At 71.4% G+C, this 14,079-nt stretch carries 12 protein-coding genes; 6 read left to right on the top strand and 6 right to left on the bottom strand.

Annotated elements, in window-relative coordinates; genetic code table 11:
* Positions 1-351: 351 nt before the first annotated feature.
* Positions 352-1,014 carry a GntR family transcriptional regulator gene (locus tag ACPYOM_RS15740; protein ID WP_481341885.1) on the top strand — a complete coding sequence of 221 codons (663 nt, stop codon included), beginning with the start codon at positions 352-354 and terminating at the stop codon, positions 1,012-1,014.
* An 18-nt stretch (positions 1,015-1,032) separates the two neighbouring features.
* Here the strand turns inward: ACPYOM_RS15740 and ACPYOM_RS15735 are convergent, their stop codons facing one another.
* The 4 genes from ACPYOM_RS15735 to ACPYOM_RS15720 all read right to left on the bottom strand — a co-directional run bounded on the left by ACPYOM_RS15735 (position 1,033) and on the right by ACPYOM_RS15720 (position 7,572).
* Entirely contained in the window at positions 1,033-1,731 is a 699-nt protein-coding gene (locus ACPYOM_RS15735; protein WP_481341886.1) for a GntR family transcriptional regulator, read from the bottom strand.
* 134 nt (positions 1,732-1,865) lie between these two features.
* The gene (locus ACPYOM_RS15730; RefSeq protein WP_481341887.1) at positions 1,866-3,119 is read right to left on the bottom strand and encodes an aspartate aminotransferase family protein; all 1,254 of its coding nucleotides are present in this window, start codon (positions 3,117-3,119) and stop codon (positions 1,866-1,868) included.
* Positions 3,116-4,609, bottom strand: coding sequence for an NAD-dependent succinate-semialdehyde dehydrogenase (locus ACPYOM_RS15725; protein ID WP_481346684.1), 1,494 nt, complete (start codon positions 4,607-4,609; stop codon positions 3,116-3,118). Before ACPYOM_RS15725 ends, ACPYOM_RS15730 begins: the two co-directional genes overlap by 4 nt.
* Positions 4,606-7,572 carry an FAD-binding and (Fe-S)-binding domain-containing protein gene (locus tag ACPYOM_RS15720; protein WP_481346683.1) on the bottom strand — a complete coding sequence of 989 codons (2,967 nt, stop codon included), beginning with the start codon at positions 7,570-7,572 and terminating at the stop codon, positions 4,606-4,608. The genes ACPYOM_RS15725 and ACPYOM_RS15720 overlap by 4 nt, the downstream gene beginning before the upstream one ends.
* A gap of 37 nt (positions 7,573-7,609) precedes the next feature.
* Between ACPYOM_RS15720 and ACPYOM_RS15715 the strand changes: the two genes are divergently transcribed.
* On the top strand, positions 7,610-8,347 hold the full coding sequence (locus tag ACPYOM_RS15715; protein ID WP_481346682.1) for a GntR family transcriptional regulator: 738 nt from the start codon (positions 7,610-7,612) through the stop codon (positions 8,345-8,347).
* A gap of 25 nt (positions 8,348-8,372) precedes the next feature.
* On the opposite strand, the gene ACPYOM_RS15710 is transcribed toward ACPYOM_RS15715, so the two are convergent.
* Positions 8,373-9,113: a hypothetical protein gene (locus ACPYOM_RS15710; protein WP_481346681.1), complete on the bottom strand. Its 741-nt coding sequence runs from the start codon at positions 9,111-9,113 to the stop codon at positions 8,373-8,375.
* Positions 9,114-9,253: 140 nt separating this feature from the next.
* Positions 9,254-10,531: an NAD(P)/FAD-dependent oxidoreductase gene (locus ACPYOM_RS15705; RefSeq protein ID WP_481346680.1), complete on the bottom strand. Its 1,278-nt coding sequence runs from the start codon at positions 10,529-10,531 to the stop codon at positions 9,254-9,256.
* A gap of 178 nt (positions 10,532-10,709) precedes the next feature.
* Between ACPYOM_RS15705 and ACPYOM_RS15700 the strand changes: the two genes are divergently transcribed.
* The 4 genes from ACPYOM_RS15700 to ACPYOM_RS15685 all read left to right on the top strand — a co-directional run bounded on the left by ACPYOM_RS15700 (position 10,710) and on the right by ACPYOM_RS15685 (position 13,903).
* Positions 10,710-11,387, top strand: a complete 678-nt coding sequence (locus ACPYOM_RS15700) for a haloacid dehalogenase type II (protein WP_481346679.1) — start codon at positions 10,710-10,712, stop codon at positions 11,385-11,387.
* 72 nt (positions 11,388-11,459) lie between these two features.
* Positions 11,460-11,945, top strand: coding sequence for a RidA family protein (locus ACPYOM_RS15695; RefSeq protein ID WP_481346678.1), 486 nt, complete (start codon positions 11,460-11,462; stop codon positions 11,943-11,945).
* Positions 11,946-11,992: 47 nt separating this feature from the next.
* Positions 11,993-13,099, top strand: a complete 1,107-nt coding sequence (locus ACPYOM_RS15690) for an alanine racemase (RefSeq protein ID WP_481346677.1) — start codon at positions 11,993-11,995, stop codon at positions 13,097-13,099.
* 69 nt (positions 13,100-13,168) lie between these two features.
* Entirely contained in the window at positions 13,169-13,903 is a 735-nt protein-coding gene (locus ACPYOM_RS15685) for an SDR family NAD(P)-dependent oxidoreductase (protein ID WP_481346676.1), read from the top strand.
* The last annotated feature ends 176 nt before the right edge of the window (positions 13,904-14,079 follow it).

Here is a 14,079-nt window from a genome sequence, read left to right as displayed (position 1 = left end):
CGCCGACACCGTCCTGTTCATGGACGGCGGCCGCATCGTCGAACAAGGCCCCCCCACCCAGGTCCTGGGCAACCCGAAGGAACCCCGCACCCGCAAGTTCCTCGACAAGGTGCTCTGACCCACCCACACCGGGTACGAGGGTCGCGACCCAGGGATCAGCGTCTCTGTAGAATGTCAACAGGCTGCGGTCAGGCGCCACCGGCTCCTGACCGCAGCCCGAACAACCTGTGGACAGACCATGCCGTGCCAGCACGGTGCACCGGGGCCGAGCCCCGGCTTACTGAGGGGAGCTGCGCCGTGGCGCGGAACACCGTTTCGTCAACATCGATCCCGAGGACCACGTTCGCCGCCATGGTCGGAGAGCGGATCCGGGCGGACATCATCGAGGGCGCCCTCCGACCCGGGAGCCAGCTCAACGAGGTGGAGCTCGCGGCGAGCTTCGGTGTGAGCCGGGGACCGGTCCGCGAGGCCCTCCAACGGCTGATCCAGGAGGGTCTGCTGCGCAGCGAGCCGCACCGCGGTGTCTTCGTGCCCGTGCTGGAGGCGGCGGACATCGACGACATCTACCTGGCGCGGGAGGCGCTGGAGACGGCCGCGCTGCGGAGGGTCACCGGGACCTCGCGGGCGCTGTCGTCGTACAAGACCCTCGACCGGATCGTCCGCGCGATGGAGTCGGCCGAGAAGTCGGACGACTGGAGCACGGTCGTCAGCCGCGACCTCGACTTCCACACCGCCCTCGTGGCAGCCGCCGACAGCCCCCGGCTGGAGCGCATGTTCACCACGGTGATCTCCGAGACACGGCTCTGCCTGGCCCTGCTGACGACCGCGTACGACCGCGCGGACCTCGTGCAGCGGCGCGACGACCTCGTCCAGGAGCACCGCCGGATCCTCGACCTCGTCCACACCGGTGACGTCGAGGGCGCCGTCGCCGTGCTGAAGACGCACTTCGAGGGTGGGAAGGGCACGCTCAAGGAGGGGATGGCAGCGGACGCCTCGAGGCCGCACGCCGGCTGAGATCCGCTCCCGCGGCGCTCAGGCGCCGGGCGCCGGGGCCTCGTTGGCGGCCCGGCGGGCGATGACGTCCCGCACCATCTCGCGGTTCTCCTCCAGCAGAGCCGTCACCGCCGCGACGGCCTTCTGCGGGCGGCGCGAGGCGAAGGCCTCCACCAGGTCACGGTGCTCGGACCGCACTGCGTCGGTGTTCTCGTACTCGCGCCGGTCCACGCTGAGCAGGACCAGGAAGTAGCGCAGCTCGACCATCAGACCCGCATAGAACGCGTCCAGCCGGGGGCTGCCGAGGGTGGCCACGATCGCCTGGTGGATCGCGAGGTCGGTCTCCACGATGGTGCGCGCGTCCCCGGACTCCAGCGCCGCCTCGAACGTCGCGTGGGCCGCCTCGACCCCGCTGAGGTCGGTGCGCTTCCCGAGATTGGTCGCGGCGAGCCTCTCGAGGTGCAGGCGCACCGTGAAGACGTCGAGGATGTCATCGTCGGTGGGGTCCCAGACCACGAGGCCGCGGTTGAAGCTGTACCGGACGAGGCCGGAGCTCTGCAGCAGACGCAGCGCCTCCCGCACGGTGTTCCGCGAGAGGCCGAGGGTCCGGGCGATGCCTGCCTCGCTGATCCGCTCACCCGGTCGCATCGACCCGTCGAGGATGAGGTTCCCGAGCCCGTCGGCGACCTGCTGGGCGGTGCTCCGCCCGACCACCTCGATGCCTTCGATCCCGGACATCCTGCGAATGTACTACAGCCGTACAGTTGAGAAGATCTGGAACGACGAGGTCTGCCTCAGCCCCGGCCGACGACGGCATGAGTGCGCGGCTGCCCGGGCGGAGAGCCCAGCCCGGGCAGCCGCGCAGTCTCTGCTCAGGCGTCGGCCCGCTTGAGCGCCCGGCGCCAGGCCTCGACGCCCTCGTCGATCTGCTCGCTCGTGACGATGAGTGGCGGGATGAAGCGCACGACGTTGCCGCGGGTGCCGCACGTCAGCAGCAGCAGGCCCTCGTCGATGGCGGCCTGCTGGACGCCGGCGGCGAGGTCGGGCCGCGGCGTGCCGTCGGCGTCGACGAACTCGCACCCCACCATGAGCCCGCGCCCGCGGATGTCGACCGTCGCCTTGATGTCCGGTGCGATCTCGCGCAGCGCGTCGATGAGGCGGGCACCCTGGGTCGCGGAGTTCTCGACGAGCCGCTCGCGCTCGACGACGTCGAGGGTCGCCAGGGCCGCCGCGCACGAGACGGCGTTGCCGCCGTACGTGCCGCCCTGCGAGCCGGGCCAGGCCTTGCTCATGAGCGACTCGGACGCGGCGATGGCCGAGAGCGGGAACCCGCTGGCCAGACCCTTGGCGGTGATGAGGACGTCGGGCGTGATCCCGGAGGGCTCGTGTCCCCAGAAGGTGCCGGTGCGCCCGACCCCGGTCTGTACCTCGTCGAGGACGAGCACGATTCCGTGCCTGGTCGCCCGCTCACGCAGACCCTGCAGGAACGCGTCCGGGGTGGGCAGGTAGCCACCGTCGCCGAGGGCGGGCTCGATGAGGAACGCGGCGGTGTCCGCGACGGCACTCGTCGTGGCCAGCAGGTAGTCGAGCTCACCGAGCGCGAACTCGACCGTCGTCTCCTCGTCCCAGCCGTAGCGGAACGCGTACGGGAAGGGTGCCGTGAAGACTCCGGACATCAACGGCGAGAACCCGCTGCGGAACTTGGTCCCGGCCGTGGTGAGCGAGGCGGCCGCGACCGTGCGGCCGTGGAAACCGCCCTGGAACGTGATGATGTTGGGCCGGCCGGTTGCCATCCGGGCCAGCCTGACGGCCGCCTCCACGGCCTCGCTGCCGCTGTTGGCGTAGAACACGCTGTCGAGGCCGGCCGGCAGGAAGTCGCCGAGGCGCTCGGTCAGGTCGAGGATCGGGTTGTGCCGCACGGTCGTGTACTGGCCGTGGATGAGCTTGCCGACCTGCTCCTGGGCCGCACGGACGACGTCGGGGTGACAGTGCCCGGTGCTCGTCACGCCGATGCCGGTCGTGAAGTCGAGCCAGCGGCGGCCGTCGGCGTCGTAGACGTAGCTGCCGAGCGCGTGGTCGACGAGGACGGGTGTGGCGGTCTTCAGCAGCGGTGACAGGGCGGTCATGCGAGGCCTCGCTCTCGGGTGGGGATGGCGATGTACTTGACGTCCAGGAACTCTTCGATGCCGAGGCGGCCGCCCTCGCGACCGAGCCCGGAGTGCTTGATGCCGCCGAACGGGGCCGACGGGGTCGACACCAGCCCGGTGTTCAGCCCGACCATGCCGACCTCGAGCCGCTCACTGACGTTGAAGGCCAGGTCGAGGTCCTGGGTGATGACGTAGCCGACCAGCCCCCACTCGGTGGCGTTCGCGGCGGCGATGACCTCGTCGAGGTCGGTGAAGGTCTGGATGGCCGCGACCGGCCCGAAGATCTCCGTGGTGAGCAGGTCGGACGAGGCGTCGACGCCGGTGAGGACGGTCGGCTGGACGAAGTAGCCCCGGCCCGGGACGCTGTTGCCGCCCGAGACGACCGTGGCCCCCTTCGCGACGGCGTCCTCGACCAGGCGCAGCACCTTGTCGCGGCTGGGCGCGTCGATGAGGGGCCCGACCTCCACGCCGTCGACCGTGCCGTCGCCGACGCGCATCGCGCCGAGCCGCTCGCCCAGGCGCCGGGCGAACTCGTCGCTGACGCCGGCGTGGACGAAGAAGCGGTTGGCCGCGGTGCACGCCTCCCCCATGTTGCGCATCTTCGCCTGCACCGCCGCCTCCACGGCGATGTCGAGGTCGGCGTCCGGCAGGACGATGAAGGGGGCGTTCCCGCCGAGCTCCAGCGAGGTCCGCACGACCTGCTTCGCGGCCTGCTCGAGGAGGATCTTGCCGACGGCGGTCGACCCGGTGAACGACAGCTTGCGGATGATGCCGCCCGTCAGGACCGGCTCGATGACCTCGGCCGCGCGGGAGGTGGTGACGACGTTGAGGACCCCGTCGGGCAGCCCGGCCTCCTGCAGGATGCGGGCGAGGGCGAGGCTCGACAGCGGGGTCTGCGGGGCCGGCTTGAGCACCATGGTGCAGCCGGCGGCGATGGCGGGGCCGATCTTGCGCGCGCCCATCGCCAGCGGGAAGTTCCACGGCGTGATGAGCAGGCAGGGCCCGACGGGCTGACGCATCACCAGGGTGCGGGCCGTGCCGTCGGGTCGCTGGGTGAAGCCGCCGTCGACGCGGACGGCCTCCTCGGCGAACCACCGGAAGAACTCGGCGGCGTAGCCGACCTCGCCACGCGCCTCCGGCAGCGACTTGCCCATCTCCAGGGTCATGAGCAGCGCCAGGTCCTCCTGACGCTCCATCAGGGCCGCGTACGCCCGGTAGAGGATCTCGGAGCGGGCCCGGGCCGGCGTGGCAGCCCAGGCGGCCTGGGCGTCGCGGGCCGCGGCGGCTGCCGCAGCCCCGTCCGCGACGTCGGCGTCCGCGACGGTGGCCAGGACCTCCTCGGTGGCCGGGTTGAGGACGTCCATCGTGGCGCCGGACGCCGCAGGGCGCCAGGTGCCGCCGATGAGCAGCTCCGTGGGGACGGCTGCCAACAGCCGGGCCGCCGGCGTGAGGTCGGTGGTTGTCGTCATGGTGTGGACTCCTTCGGGCGGATCGTGGGGGTCGAGGTCAGGGCGTCGTCGAGCACTTCGGCCAGGTGCCTGACCGGGGCGCGCGCGCCGGAAGGTGGCGTGCTGCCGGGGGTGGTGCGCGTGAGGTGGTCGATCTGGCACTGGCAGCTGAAGCCGTCGGCGATCGCCACCGCATCAGGGGGCAGGTTCGCCAGCTTGCCGGCCAGGTCGTGCCCGGCGACGGCCATGGAGGTGTCGTAGTGCTCGGCCTCGAAGCCGAAGTTGCCGGCCAGACCGCAGCACCCCTCCGACTCGGTGGCCTCGATGCCGAGCCGGCGCAGCACCCGGGTGTTGCTCGCCGCGCCGAACACGGCGTGCTGGTGGCAGTGCGTCTGCGTCAGCGCCCGAGCGGGAAGCCGCGGCGGGGACCAGCCCGCGTCGAGGCGGCTCTCGATGACGGCGGCGAACGTCGTGACGCGGGCGGCGACGCGCCGGGCCGCCTCGGTCTCGACGAGCTCGGGCAGGTCCTTCTTCAGCGCGGCCGCGCAGCTCGGCTCCAGCACGACCAGCGCGGCATCGCCGGTCGCGTCCAGGGCCGCGACGGTCCGCCCGAGGATCCGGCGTGCGGCGTCGAGCTGACCGGTGGTGATCCACGTCAGGGCGCAGCAGACCTCGGGGGCCCCGGCCACCGACAGCTCCGCCTCCCTCAGCACCCGTTCGGCGGCGCCGACGAGCCGAGGACGGAACCCGCGGGTGAACGAGTCGGTCACGATGAGGACGTCTGGCTGGTCATCGTGCCTGCCGAGGACGGCGGCACGTCGCGGCGTGAAGGCGGGCAGGACGCGGTGCGGTGTCACTCCCCCGATCCGCAGGGCGAGGGCGCGCAGGGCCCTGACCCGCAGCACGGCATTCGCGAGGGCCGGCACGCGGCCGGCCACGGAGATCCAGCGCGGCAGCCATCCCAGCGAGTAGTGCGACCTCGGCCGCAGCCGGCGCCGGTAACGCTGGTGCAGGACCTCGGACTTGTACGTCGCCATGTCGACGCCGACCGGGCAGTCCGACGAGCACGCCTTGCAGGACAGGCACAGGTCCAGCGCCTGGTGCACCTCGTCGGACCGCCACCCGTCGGGCAGCAGCGTCCCGGTCGTCATCTCCTGGAGCACGCGCGCGCGGCCGCGCGTGGAGTCCTCCTCCTGGCCGGTGGCCCGGTACGAGGGGCACATGAAACCGCCGTGGTCGCTGCGGCACCGGCCGACGCCGACGCAGCGCTGCACGGCGGCGGTGAAGTCGCGGTCGTGCGGGTAGGCGAAACCGGTGCCGTTCCCGGCGGTCGCGGGGTGGCGGACGCTCAGCGGCAGCAGGTCGCGCTCGAGCGGCGCCGGGTCGACGATGATGCCGGGGTTGAGGACGCCTCGTGGGTCGAAGAGCGCGCGGAACTCGGCGAACAGCGCGAGCATCGTCGGCGAGTACATGCTCGCGAGCAGCTCACTACGCGCGCGACCGTCACCGTGCTCGCCGGAGATGGAACCGCCGTGCCGGGCGACGAGCCGGGCCGCGGCGCGCACGAACCGAGCCATGGCCGACGTGCCCCGCTCCGTGCCGAGGTCGAAGGTGATGCGCACGTGCACGCATCCGGCACCGAAGTGCCCGTAGAGGACGCCGGACAGGTGGTGCTCGGCCAGAAGGGCCCGGAAGTCGCGCAGGTAGCCCGCCAGGTTGTCCGGGTGGACCGCCGCATCCTCCCAGCCGGCCCACGTCTGGGTCGTCGCGTCCGGGCGGGTCGACAGGCCCGCGCCGTCCTCTCGCACCCGCCAGAGGGCCGCGCGGTCCGGTGCCTCGGTCACGACGAGACCGTCCCTGAGCCGGCCGTGCCGACGCAGCGTGGCCATCAGGCCTTCGGCCGCCGCGGCGAGGTCCTCCTCGGTGTCGCCGTCCAGCTCGACGTAGAGCCACGCCTTCCCGGCCGGCAGGGCGGCGACGGACTCGGCTCCTCGCCGCGCCACCATGGTGGCCACGATCGCCTCGTCGATCCCTTCGACGGCGGTGGGTGAGAACGGCAGGAGGACCGGGACGTCGGCAGCGGCGTCGACGATGTCGTCGTAGCCGAGCACGAGCAACGTGGTCCTGGTGGCCCGCTGCACGAGCGAGAGCGTGGCGCAGACGGTCAGCGCGCACGTGCCCTCGCTGCCGGCGAGCGCACGTGCCACGTCGAAGCCACGCTCGGGCAGCAGCTCGTCGAGGTGGTAGCCGGACACCTGCCGCTGGATGCGGCCCAGCTCGGTCCGGATCGCGACGAGGTTCGCGGTCACGAGGTCGGTGAGCGCCGCCGTCAGCTGTGCCGCGTGCTCGACGGCGTGCGCCTGCGCGGTGGCACCCGGCTGGTCCAGGGCCGTCACCCCGCCGCGTCCGGCCCGCAGGAGACACCCGTCCGGCATGACGACGTCGAGCGACTCGACGTGGCTCGAGGTCCGGCCCCATCGCACCGAGTGGTTCCCGCACGCGTCGTTGCCGACCATGCCGCCGATCGTGGCCCGCGAGTGCGAGGACGGGTCGGGCGCGAACATCAGGCCATGGGGTGCGGCGGCGGCGTTGAGGCGGTCGAGCACGACGCCGGCCTGGACGGTCGCCCGCCGAGCCTGCGGGTCGACCTCGAGGACCGCGTCGAGGTGACGTGACAGGTCGATGACCACGCCCGCGCCGATGGCGTTGCCGGCCATGCTCGTCCCACCGCCGCGGGTGGTGACCGGCACACCGAGGTCCGCACACGCGCGGACCAGGTCCTGAACCTGTGCCACGGTGCGCGGGAAGGCGACGGCCAGCGGGGGCACGCGGTAGTTCGACGCGTCGAAGGCGTACATGGCCCGGGCGCCGTCGGAGAAGTCCAGCTCCACCTGTGAGCACGCCTGCTCCAGTGCCGCCCGGACGGTGGACCGGTCGGGGGGCGTCGTCGACACCTGACCGAGGCCCACCGTTGAGACGTTCACGGAGAAACTGTAGAACAGTTGAACTGCGCATCGCAAGATGGATACTGTAGAACAGTTCTACAAAACTCTCGATGCCGTCCCGTGGGAGAAGGACATGGACCTGGACTTCACGGTTCGCCGCACGACCGCCCCCCAGCAGGTGGCGGACGGCCTCTCGCAGCTCATCCTCTCGGGCCACTTCGGCCCCGGGACGCGGCTACGCGAGAGCGCCATCGCGGCCGAGCTCGGCGTCTCCCGGAACACCGTCCGCGAGGCGGTTCGCATCCTCCAGCTCGGGGGCCTGGTCCGCTACCGGGTCAACAAGGGCGCCGTCGTCATCGCGCCCACGCCCGAGGTCGTGGACGGCCTCTACGAGGCGCGGTGCCAGCTGGAGGTCGCCGCAGTGCGCGAGCCCCGGGAGGCCGCGGAGCTGGCACCGCTGCGCGCGGCCTTCGCCCGGCTCGCCACCGCCGCGGACACCCTCGAGGTCAGGGACATCGTCACCGCCGACCTCGACTTCCACGCGGCCATCGTCGCCCTGCTCCGCAGCAGCCGGATCGACGCCTTCTACGCCGAGCTGACCACCGAGCTGCGCTTCTACCTGTCCGTGCTCTCGATGCAGGACCACGAGCCCCACCATCGGGTGTCCATCGTGACCGAGCACGCGGCCATCCTCGAGGCGATCGAGTCGGGCAGGCCTGTCGACGCGGTGAGGGCGGTGCGCACGCACGTCGAGGACAACGCCCGCCGAGTGTGCGACATCGTCGCCCGCGATACGACCGGCCCGACGCGATGAGCTCTCGTCACCGCACCGACGGCGCTCAGGGCAAGGGTGCAGTCTCACCGGACGGCGACGGACGCAGCGCGCACCGGGCCATCTGGGTCCAGCGAGCCTCGGACGTCATTCCCATGAAGTGCAGGACGTGCGGCCGCGGAACCTGCGGACGCGTCGCGTACGACTCCGGGGAGGAGTTGTAGCAGGTCTCCGCGGTCCGGCCCTCGAGGTACGGCTGGTTCCAGCCGGTCGGCAGCCAGCTGGTCCCCAGCAGGAACGCCGAGCCCAGTCCCGGACCGGCCCACCGGTACTCGTCGTCTCCCCGACGCCAGCCGAGCGCCGCGAGGACCGCGCCCTGGTCCGCCCACGGTCCGGGCTGCCGACCCGCCGCGGAGACGGCGTCGAGGAACGAGAAGGACTCGGGGCAGGACCGCATGAGCCAGACGCCGGTGTTCGGGTTGACGCGGTGCTCGAACGGGACGTGCTCCAGCGCCAGAGCCTGGAAGTGGTCCGGGTGCAGGTGGTCGGCGACGTCCTCGTCGGTGCGCATCACCAGCACGTCCGCATCGAGCCACAGCGCCAGCGGGTAGTCCTGGAGGGCCTGCCGCAGCAGGCTCACCTTGAGCCACTTGGCATCCTGCGCCGAGGCACTCGCCCGCTCGCCGTCCACCTCGACGTCGACCGCGCGGACGTCATAGCCCCACCGGTCGGCCAGACGCCGGAAGGTCGGGAGTGCCAGCTCGTGCAGCACCCGGCGCATCGTCGGGCCGGCGGCGGTGAGGACCACGCCTCGAGGTGGTTGGAGTCGCGAGTCGGCACCTCCCGCATCTCGCCGCGACTCCGACATCGCCCCTCCCTCCGGCTGCCCTGCGGCGAACCTACCGCCTCGGGGCGCTGCGGCGGGCGCCTCCACCTCGGAGACACGCCCTAGGCGACCCGGTCCTTGAGCTTGTAGTAGGCGCCGGCGACGGGCAGGAACCATGGCGGACCGAAGTGCCCGGGGATGCGCCGGAAGGGGACGTCGCCCCAGATGTTCGCCTCGCGGACCCCGGACATGTACTCGGCCATCTGACGTCCCATGTACGTGGCCATCTGGACGCCGTGCCCGGCGTACCCCATCGAGTAGTAGACGCCGTCGTGCTCGCCGGCGTGGACGCGGCGGTCGATGCTCATGTCGACCAGCCCTCCCCAGCAGTAGTCCACCCTGGCGTCGGCCAGCTGGGGGAAGAACCCGACCATGGCCTCCCTGAGGATCTTCCCGCTCTTCACGTCGGACTGGGGGCTGGACATCGCGAACCGTGCCCGGCCGCCGAACAGGAGGCGGTTGTCGGGGGTGATGCGGAAGTAGTTGAGGAGGTTCTTGGAGTCCGACGCGACGCGGCGGTTCGGCAGGAGGTCGTCGCACCTGCCGGCGTCGAGCGGCTCGGTGGCGATGATGAAGCTGCCGACCGGAGCGATGCGGACCTGCTGCCAGCGGAACGGCCGGCGGGTGTAGGCCCCCGTTGCGATGAGGACCTGCTCGGCCTGGATCCGGCCTCTCGGGGTCACGAGCTCGTGGCCGGAGCCAACCCTGCTCAGGCTCAGCACGGGCGCCTCCTCGTGGATCGTCACGCCGGCGCGCTCGGCCGCCTCGCCGAGCCCGCGGATGTACTTGCCCACGTGGAGACTCGCGCTCTTCGACTCCACCATTGCCCCATGGAAGGAGTCCGACCCGATCTCGCGACGCAGCTCGCTCTTCGGGACGAGCTGCGAGTCCCCTCCCAGGCGGGTGTTCAGCAGCTCTGCGGTCTTCTCGAACCCCTCGTAGTGCGACGCCTTGGATGCGAGGTTGAGCTTGCCGGGACGCCCGAAGTCGCAGTCGATCTGTTCCTCGGTCACGAGCTTCTCGATGACGTCGATGGCCTCCGTGTAGGCGCCGTACAGCCGTGCTGCCGCGTCGAAGCCGTACTTCTCCACCGCCTGCCGGATGCCGATCGCCATGCCCGTCGTCGCCATACCGCCGTTGCGACCGGAAGCGCCGAACCCCACGGTGTGCTGCTCGAAGAGCTGAACCTTCGCCCCCCGTCGTGCAAGGTGCAGCGCCGCGACGACCCCGGTCAGGCCACCGCCGACGACGGCCACGTCGGCGCGTCCCTCCACGCTCGTCCTCGACCTCTCGGGGGAGCTCGCCGGTGCGGTGTCGAGCCAGTAGGACGTGAACTTCATTTCGTACTCCTCCAGCAGGGGATGGGCGCGGCTTCGGGGGCCGCCGGCGAGGGACCAGACCAGGCGGCAGCCGTCGCCGCGGGCCAGCATAGCTGTTGACAGTTGACTACTGTACACGTATGGTCGACCATCGACCAGAGGGGACGGACCGCTCTGGGACCGAGCACCAGGAGGACCCGTGGTTTTCGCACCGCCGAAGTTCGTCACGTTCGACATGAACGGCACGCTGATCAAGTTCGCCATCAACGACGCGATGCGCCAGGTCCTCGGCGACCGGCTGCCGGCCGAGGTCGCCGACGAGTACCTGCGCATCTGCAAGGCCTACCGGATCGACGAGTGCACCGGCGCCTACCAGCCCTTCCACCAGATCGTGGCCCGCTCCATGGAGCGCGCCGCGCGCTGGGTCGGCCTGCCGTTCCGCGAGGAGGACGCCCGGGCCGTCTACGACATCGTCCCGACCTGGGGCCCCTACCCCGGCGTCACCGCGGCCCTGAACCGGCTCGCCGAGGCGGTGCCGCTGGTCATCATCACCAACAGCGACACCCACCACGCCGTGCGCCTGGCCGAGAACCTGCAGGCCCCGTTCGAGCTGGTCATCAGCGCCGAGGAGATGGGCACCTACAAGCCGCGCCTGGCCGCGTTCGAGTACCTGTTCGACAAGCTCGGCGTCACCCCCGCCGAGCTCGTGCACGTCTCCGCCAGCCCGATGTACGACCTGCGCACCGCGGCCGTCATGGGCATCCGGGACAAGGTCTACGTCGACCGCGGCTTCGAGCAGGACGAGCACTGGCTCGGCTACGAGCGGATCACCGACATCGCCGACCTGCCCGTCCTCTTCGGCCTGCCGCGTCCCTGACACGACCTTGACACGACCCTGACACGACCGGAGGACCGCGCACATGGTGATCGACAGCCCGGCGGTGGTGGCATGAGCGCTCCCCTGCCGCAGACCGTGGCCGGCGACTCGGCGTCCGAGCGGCTCCTCGCCCTCGGGCTGGAGCTGCCGGACCTCGAGGACAACGCCTACTTCGTGCACCACCGGGCGGTGGGCGAGAGCATCCACATCGCCGGCCAGCTGCCGATCAAGGACGGTCGGCTGCTGGGCCGGGGCGTCGTCGGACGGGACGTGGACGTGGAGACGGCCAAGGAGCTCGCACGCCACGCCGCTCTCAACTGCCTCGCCGCCGCCGTGCAGGCGGTGGGAGACCTCGACCGGGTCCGGGTCGTGCAGATGCTCGTGTTCGTCGCCAGCCCGCCGGACTTCGGACTGCAGTCCCAGGTCGCCAACGCGGCCAGCGAGCTGCTCATCGAGGTGCTGGGCGAGAACGGGCGGCACGCCCGGACCGCGATCGGCGTCGCCGGTCTGCCGCTCGACACCCCGGTCGAGATCCAGATGGTGTGCACCGCCGTGTAGCAGCACGACGCCCGACCGTGTCCAGACGCAACCACGAGGAGTCCAGCGTGAACCGGATCCAACGAGCCCTCGACGGCCTGGTCGAGCGGGTCAGCACCCCCGCGCCGATCGTGCTGGTCGACGTCATGCAGGACAACATCGAGCGCATGCAGCGCTTCGGTGACGAACACGGTCTCGACGTCAGGCCCCACGTCAAGACGCACAAGTGCGTGCAGATCGGTCGGCGCCAGGTCGCGGCCGGCGCCGTCGGGATCACCGCCGGCAACGTCGGCGAGGCCGAGGTGTTCGCCGAGGCCGGGTTCGACGACATCTTCATCGCCTACCCGATCTGGCCCGCGGGGACGAAGGGCGAACGGATCCGCCGGCTCGCCGAGTCCACCCGGCTGCGGGTGGGCGTCGACAACGTCGCGGCGATCGAGGCCCTCGCCGGCGCCATGGGTGACGAGCCCGACCGCCTCGAGGTCGTCGTCGAGGTGGACTGCGGCGCACGGCGTTCCGGGGCCCCGCCCGAGCTCGCGGGCGACCTCGCGCGCGCTGCCCGCACGTGCGGGCTCGTGCCGGTCGGGGTGTTCACGTACCCCGGTCACGGCAGCTCCGGCCGGGAGGCTCGCAGACAGGCCGCGAGGGACCAGCAGGACGCGCTCGTCACCGCCGTGCGCAGCCTCAGCGCCGTCGGGGTCACCGCCGAGGTCGTCAGCGCCGGCTCCACGCCGACCATCGAGTTCACGGGCAGCGACGTGGTCACCGAGATCCGTCCCGGCGAGTACGTCTTCTGCGACCGGGACAACACCCGGCTCGGCGCCTGCACCGAGGACCAGGTCGCCCTGTTCGTCGCCGCGACGGTGGTCAGCGACTGGGTCCCCGACCAGGTCATCCTCGACGTGGGAACCAAGGCGCTCAGCCGCGAGGGAAGCGTCGAGCGCGGCTTCGGTGGCGTCGCCGGCACGAAGGCGGTGCTGACCAAGCTCAACGAGTACCACGGGTTCCTCGGGCTGCCCGCCGGCAACTTCCGGCCCGGCATCGGCACCGTCGTCCCCGTGGTGCCGAACCACGTCTGCCCCGTGGTGCTCAACTTCGAGGAGCTCATCGTCACCGACAGCGCGGGCACGTCGGTGCAGCGATGGCCGGTCGACGCCCGCGGGTTCCTCAACTGACCGTTCCCGGAGTGGACCCTCCCCTTGGTCCGCCGTCGACACCCTCCCACCCGTAAAGGAATGCCTGACATGAGACTCGAGAAGGTGACGGCGCTGGTCACCGGCGCCAGCAGCGGGATCGGAGAGGCGGTGAGCGCGCGCTTCCGCCGTGAGGGCGCGCGTCTGCTCCTCACGGGGCGCAGGGAGCGCCTCGACACCGCCGAGCCGGACGACCTCTACGTCCCCGGTGACCTCAACGACGAGGCGTTCGTCGAGAGCCTGGCCCGCCGGGCCGCCGAGTCCCTCGGCGCCGTGGACGTCGTCGTCCTCAACCACGGCCTGCAGGTCAGCAGCCCGCTCACGGACATGGCGTACGAGGACGCGAAGCGCGTCCTCGACAGCAACCTGCTCAGCGCGTTCCTCGTCATGAAGCACTTCGCGCCGCTCATGCCCCCCGCGGGAGGGGCGTTCGTCTGCGTCGGCTCACGGCTCGGCATGGTCGGCAAGCCGGACGAGGTCCTGTACTCCGCCGCCAAGGGAGGCCTGATCATGCTCGCCAAGGGCGCGGCGATCGAATGGGCCTCTCGCAACATCCGCGTCAACGTCGTGGCTCCCGGCCTGACCGCCACCCCGGTCATCGAGGCCTCGATCCAGCGCCGCCCCGACCCCGACGCGTACCGGCGCGAGCGTGAGTCCCAGATCCCGCTCCACCGGCTCGCCACACCCGACGAGATCGCCGACGCGATCCTCTTCCTCGCATCGTCGGAGTCGTCGTACGTCACCGGGGCGGTCCTGCCCGTCGACGGCGGCTACACCGCCTTCTGAGGCCGGGACGCCGGCGGCCCCGAGCCTGACCGCCGTCCGGAGCCCGACGCACTGTCACGTAAGAAGCACTGACGCATATCGGTCGAAAAGCGTCACGACACGAGACCCGACGCGCGCTCTATCGTGCTCTCGCCCCGGTCTGTCTCTTATACACATCTGACGCTGCCGACGACGGA

This window comes from Monashia sp. HAY1-2A (assembly GCF_056755315.1).
The sequence above is the reverse complement of the archived record's forward strand: the minus strand, read 5'-3'. Positions and strand labels throughout refer to the sequence as shown.

Coding starts and splice junctions, on each gene's coding strand:
- ACPYOM_RS15685 (WP_481346676.1), top strand. CDS start 13,169: ATGAGACTCGAGAAGGTGACGGCGCTGGTCACCGGCGCCAGCAGCGGG.
- ACPYOM_RS15695 (WP_481346678.1), top strand. CDS start 11,460: ATGAGCGCTCCCCTGCCGCAGACCGTGGCCGGCGACTCGGCGTCCGAG.
- ACPYOM_RS15715 (WP_481346682.1), top strand. CDS start 7,610: ATGGATACTGTAGAACAGTTCTACAAAACTCTCGATGCCGTCCCGTGG.
- ACPYOM_RS15740 (WP_481341885.1), top strand. CDS start 352: ATGGTCGGAGAGCGGATCCGGGCGGACATCATCGAGGGCGCCCTCCGA.
- ACPYOM_RS15730 (WP_481341887.1), bottom strand. CDS start 3,119: ATGACCGCCCTGTCACCGCTGCTGAAGACCGCCACACCCGTCCTCGTC.
- ACPYOM_RS15735 (WP_481341886.1), bottom strand. CDS start 1,731: ATGTCCGGGATCGAAGGCATCGAGGTGGTCGGGCGGAGCACCGCCCAG.
- ACPYOM_RS15725 (WP_481346684.1), bottom strand. CDS start 4,609: ATGACGACAACCACCGACCTCACGCCGGCGGCCCGGCTGTTGGCAGCC.
- ACPYOM_RS15705 (WP_481346680.1), bottom strand. CDS start 10,531: ATGAAGTTCACGTCCTACTGGCTCGACACCGCACCGGCGAGCTCCCCC.